Origin of the sequence: Metabacillus sp. 22489, from assembly GCF_052044855.1 — a bacterium.
Lineage (GTDB): Bacteria > Bacillota > Bacilli > Bacillales > Bacillaceae > Metabacillus > Metabacillus niabensis.
In genome coordinates, this window is sequence record NZ_JBQENT010000090.1 from 1 (window position 1) to 5,663 (window position 5,663).

Annotated in this window: 3 protein-coding genes and 2 rRNA genes; all 5 read left to right on the top strand. The window is 32.8% G+C overall.

The genetic code is table 11. The features are described 5' to 3' along the window. The first annotated feature begins 1 nt into the window (after position 1). Positions 2-117, top strand: a 5S ribosomal RNA gene (rrf, locus tag ACTJJ9_RS25880). Between the two features lie 350 nt (positions 118-467). After that, complete coding sequence (locus ACTJJ9_RS25885; protein WP_440769000.1) at positions 468-2,759, top strand: EAL domain-containing protein; 2,292 nt, start codon at positions 468-470, stop codon at positions 2,757-2,759. Between the two features lie 547 nt (positions 2,760-3,306). Further along, positions 3,307-4,827 carry an aldehyde dehydrogenase gene (gene adh, locus ACTJJ9_RS25890; protein ID WP_145585318.1) on the top strand — a complete coding sequence of 507 codons (1,521 nt, stop codon included), beginning with the start codon at positions 3,307-3,309 and terminating at the stop codon, positions 4,825-4,827. 63 nt (positions 4,828-4,890) lie between these two features. Beyond that, positions 4,891-5,247 carry a DUF779 domain-containing protein gene (locus tag ACTJJ9_RS25895; protein WP_095303553.1) on the top strand — a complete coding sequence of 119 codons (357 nt, stop codon included), beginning with the start codon at positions 4,891-4,893 and terminating at the stop codon, positions 5,245-5,247. 323 nt (positions 5,248-5,570) lie between these two features. Beyond that, a 16S ribosomal RNA gene (locus tag ACTJJ9_RS25900) occupies positions 5,571-5,663 on the top strand; the annotation flags it as partial.

A 5,663-nucleotide genomic window follows, 5' to 3' on the forward strand; every position in this document is an offset into this window, starting at 1 on the left:
ATCTGGTGACGATGGCGAAGAGGTCACACCCGTTCCCATGCCGAACACGGAAGTTAAGCTCTTCAGCGCCGATGGTAGTTGGGGGACTCCCCCTGTGAGAGTAGGACGTTGCCAGGTAAGATGGAAAAAGATCAGTAGAAATACTGGTCTTTTTTTGTGTTTAAATAAAAACAGATAGGTTGATAGAGAAGCGTAGAGCCAAAGTATACTTACTAGCCTGAGGCTTGGGAGAAGCAAGAAGGTCGTAGGAAAGTGAAAACAGAAGGGTACTCTCATAATAGAGAGAAGTTAACAAACAGGCAAATAATATTTATAAGTCATTTAAAGTATCTGTATTTTTACTGGAAAAAAATACAGATAAAATATTCTGAAATAGAGTGTTAGAATATAATAATCGGTTATACATAATTATACCTTTTTAAACATCGTTTGGGTATTTATACACATAATGGAAAGAGTGAAAAAAAGTGAAACTTAAGACAAAAAGTCTCTTAGTTGTTGGATTTGTAATGGTCCTCTTTCTAGCGCTTCTATTGACAACTATTCGTCCAGTTGTTTTAGAAGATGCTATAAAATTAGATGAAAATGAAATTCAAAAGGAATTGGATACAATTTATAACCAATTACTAGCTAATATGGATATGATTAAAAGGACAAATTTAGATTGGTCTGTATGGGATGATACTTACTTATTTATAAAGGATAAGTATCCAAAATATCCGGAAGTAAATCTTCAAAAGCATACATTTGAAAATACTATTCTTAATTATATGATTTTTTTAGATGATAAGAACCAGCTAGTCCATCAGGTTGGCTATGACCTTGCCAATAAAAGATTTTTAAAGTTAGACCAAGACTTTTATAAAGAATTTCTTACAATAGCTAAAGCAAATAACAATAGAAAAACACATCTCATTACAACAGAATATGGGTTAACTATTACTTCGAGTGAACCTGTTTATCCTAGTAGCGGCAAGGGTGATTCAGTAGGTACATTAATTGTTGGTAAAATTATTGATGAAAAGGTAATAGAAGAATTAGGAAAGTCCCTTTCTATACAGCTATCATTAAAAAAAGTTAAAAACCCGAACAATTTAAGGACAAAAGTAGAGACAATAAGTGATAAGAATATTAGAGGTTCACTTTTTTTAAAAGATTATTCACAAAATGTAGAATATGAACTCACCTTTGTTGAGAGAAGGAGTCATTATTTACAAAAAAAATCAGTTGTTAATCAATTGACGATTTATTTACTTTTTACTAGTTTAATTACAATTCTATTAATCTTATTTTTGTTAAATCGTTTTATTGTTTCACGTATTGGGAAATTATCCTTGCAATTAAATCAAATTCAGGAAAATAAAGAGGTTACATCTAGAGTAACGGTAAGTAAAGTGCATAAAGATGAGCTATCAAAGCTTGAAAATACAATTAACAGAATGCTAGCATCACTCGAGGAAAAACATAATGATGTAATAAAGCTCGCATATTATGATCAGCTTACAATGCTCCCAAATCGATATTATTTATATAATGAATTTACAAATTTGATTGGGGATGAACATAGTAAGCTCGCTGTTTTATTCATGGATTTAGATGGATTTAAACGTGTAAACGATTCCTTAGGTCATGAAATAGGTGATAAATTACTTATTTCTATTACTGATAGGGTTTCAAGGTTGATAAAAGAAAGAAATGGATTAATATCAAGAATTGGTGGAGACGAATTTGTCATTTTAGTACGCTTTGCACAAATAGAAGATTTGCGTTTATTAGTAACGAATATTATCAATAAGGTAGGAGAAGAAAATCATTTTAGTTCATTAAAAACCTCGGTTACAGCTAGTATAGGAGTAAGTATTTATCAACAGGACGGTATAACTCTAGAGGAGTTATTGCAAAAGGCTGATATTTCGATGTATGAAGCGAAACGAAAAGGGAAAAATCAATTCTTATTTTATGAAGAGCTTACTGTAGATAGCGATTATAGAGATATACTTGAATTAGAGAATGATTTAAAATTTGCACTTCAAAAAAATCAGTTAGAATTACATTATCAACCGATAATCTGTAGTATAAATCATAATGTTGTTGGGGTTGAAGCACTTATTCGTTGGAATCATCCAACAAAGGGGATAATTTCTCCTAATTTATTTATTTCTGTAGCAGAGGAAACAGGATTAATGCCGAAGATAGGCGAATGGGTATTAATTGAAGCTATACAACAAATAAGCTCACTACACCGTAAAGGCTTTAATCATCTGGTCTTATCAATTAATGTTTCAAAAACACAAATGAAGAATCATCACTTTATTCATAAAATTGATGAAGTATTAGCAAAATATAATTTTCCTCCTTCAATGCTTCAAATTGAGATAACTGAAAGTGATATAAGTGCATACTTGAAGGATATTCTTGTTTTTTTAAGGGAGTTAAATAAGAGAAATATTATTATTGCTCTAGACGACTTTGGTGTTGGAACCTCCTCGCTTTTATTTTTGAAGGAACTCCCGATCGATGTAATAAAAATTGATCAAAATTTTATTAAAAATGTTCCAAAAGAGGAATTTGATACGATTCTGTTATCTGTTATTTTTAAAGTCATCAAGGCTTTAAATAAAGATATTGTTGTTGAAGGAATTGAAAAGGAGGAGCAACTTATATATATTACTTCTCAAAATAGAACGAAAATTCAAGGATTTTATTTTAGTCGTCCATTACCATTTACTGTTCTTGAAAATAAATATTTCAATATTTAATCAAGATATTGTTAGTGAAAGTCTGCCAATAAGGGACAGGCTTTTTTCTATTGTATTAGATAAGAATATATCTTGGTTTGATAGGAACTCCTATATTTTCAACTTTTGTTCAGAAGGCTTGTCATCCTTTATTACCTGGGTAATAACAGATGTTTGATAAGGCTAATAAGGACAAAGGACTAAATAAAGTAATAGAATTAAATCATACAGAAATGAAGGAGCAATTATAGGTTATTCACATCTTTAGCCCATACTATACTTTCTTGATAAGGTAGACTGTTGGATTTCATTTATATAACAGTTGCTCTATCTCCTTTTTTATCCGAAATAACCGGGTATATTTACTTGTCCATCAAAATACAGGCTATTAATAACTATATGACAAACAGTGCATTTGATATAGTGCGAACATAAGGATACAAATTCTAAGATAAGTAATAATTATTATTTTATTGAATAAATATATATCGATAGTTTTAATAGCGCTTACATAGATAACTTCCTGATAACTATCAAAGTATAAATAAAAATAGCAGGAGGGTTTAGGATGATTTATTTACAGCCTGGAACAGAAGGGGCAAAAGTAAGTTTTAAAACAAGATATAACAATTATATTGGTGGTGAGTGGTTACCACCTGTGAAAGGGGAATATTTTGAGAATGTATCTCCTGTAAACGGAAAAGTATTCTGTGAAATCCCTCGTTCAACTGCAGAGGATATTGAACTTGCGTTAGACGCAGCTCATGCAGCGAAAGTGACATGGGGGGAAACGTCTGTAGCTGAGCGTGCGAATCTATTAAACAAAATTGCGGATAGAATTGAACAAAATTTAGAAACGTTAGCTGTTGCGGAAACGTGGGATAATGGTAAACCTATACGTGAAACATTAAATGCAGATCTCCCGCTAGCAATTGATCACTTTAGGTATTTTGCTGGCTGTATTCGTGCTCAGGAGGGTAGTATTAGTGAAATTGATAAGGATACAGTAGCATATCATTTTCAAGAGCCATTAGGAGTAGTAGGGCAAATCATTCCATGGAATTTTCCGATTTTAATGGCTGTTTGGAAACTTGCGCCTGCTCTTGCTGCAGGAAATTGTGTTGTTCTTAAACCTGCAGAACAAACTCCTGCTAGTATTTTAGTGTTAATGGAACTAATTGAAGACATTCTACCAAAAGGTGTCGTAAATATAGTGAATGGATTTGGGGTAGAAGCAGGAAAACCACTAGCCTCTAATAGTCGTATTGCAAAAATTGCCTTTACAGGTGAGACAACCACTGGCAGATTGATTATGCAATATGCTTCACAAAACCTGATTCCTGTAACCCTCGAATTAGGTGGAAAATCTCCGAATATATTCTTTGAAGATGTGTTGTCAAAGGAGGATGATTTTCTTGATAAAGCAATAGAAGGGTTTGTGCTGTTTGCCCTCAATCAAGGTGAGGTGTGTACATGTCCATCACGCGCACTCATTCAAGAATCAATCTATGATGAATTTATGGAAAGAGCTTTAAAACGTGTTAATCAGATTAAACAAGGTAATCCACTAGATACAACTACAATGGTTGGTGCTCAGGCATCAAATGAGCAATTAGAAAAAATTCTTGCATATATAGATATTGGTAAACAAGAAGGAGCTCAAGTATTAACCGGTGGGGAACGGAATATTTTAGAAGGAGATTTGAGTGAAGGGTATTATGTAAAGCCTACTGTTTTTAAAGGGACAAATAGCATGAGAATTTTCCAAGAAGAAATATTCGGACCAGTTGTATCTATTACTACATTTAATGATGATAGTGAAGCACTAAGCATAGCTAATGATACGTTATATGGATTAGGAGCTGGAGTTTGGTCGAGAGATATTCATACTGCTTATAAGTTTGGCAGGGGTATTGAAGCAGGGCGTGTATGGACAAATTGCTATCATGCATATCCAGCGCATGCAGCGTTTGGTGGATACAAAATGTCGGGAATCGGAAGAGAAAATCATAAAATGATGCTTAGTCATTATCAACAAACAAAAAATATGTTAGTAAGCTATAGCTCTACTAAATTAGGGTTTTTCTAAATAATTTAAACTGACTTCCGCAAAATGATGCGGAAGTCAGTATTATTAGGAGGATGTTTTCTGATGGGAGATGTTGAAAAGGTAATCTGCACAAAAAAGGCAAAAGAGTTAATTGCAGAATTAAAAAGGAAGCATGGTCATTTAATGTTCCATCAATCTGGTGGATGTTGTGATGGTAGTTCACCAATGTGCTACTTAATGGATGAATTCTTAATAGGAAATGAGGATGTTTTATTAGGGTATATAGAGGATTGTCCTTTTTATATCGGAAAAGCACAGTATGAATATTGGAAGCATACACAATTAATAATTGATGTAGTAGATGGCAGAGGAGGGATGTTTTCGCTTGAAGGACCAGAAGGGGTTAGGTTTTTAACAAGATCGAGAATTTTTACAGAAGAGGAAAGAAAACAGTTATAATTACTTTTTCAATAAGTACTAGTTGTAAAAAAGATATTTATTATAATTTCTAAAAAACTTTTTTAGAATAGTTGACAAATAAATATAATTAAGTTATTATTAGATTCTTCCTACGAAAGGAAGTTTCGAATATTATCCCGAAAAAATAATCCGAAAAAGTTATTGACCTTTATTGGTTGATATGATATATTAATAAAGTCGCTTCTGAAAAGAAGTTACGAAATGAATGTTCTTTGAAAACTAAACAAAACCAAGCGTGCCAACGTTAATTTCGATTAACAACAAAACGTACTATTTAGTACACAATGAGCAAGTCAAACACTTTATTGGAGAGTTTGATCCTGGCTCAGGACGAACGCTGGCGGCGTGCCTAATACATGCAAGTCGAGCGAATCTGAGGGAGCTTGCTCCCAAAG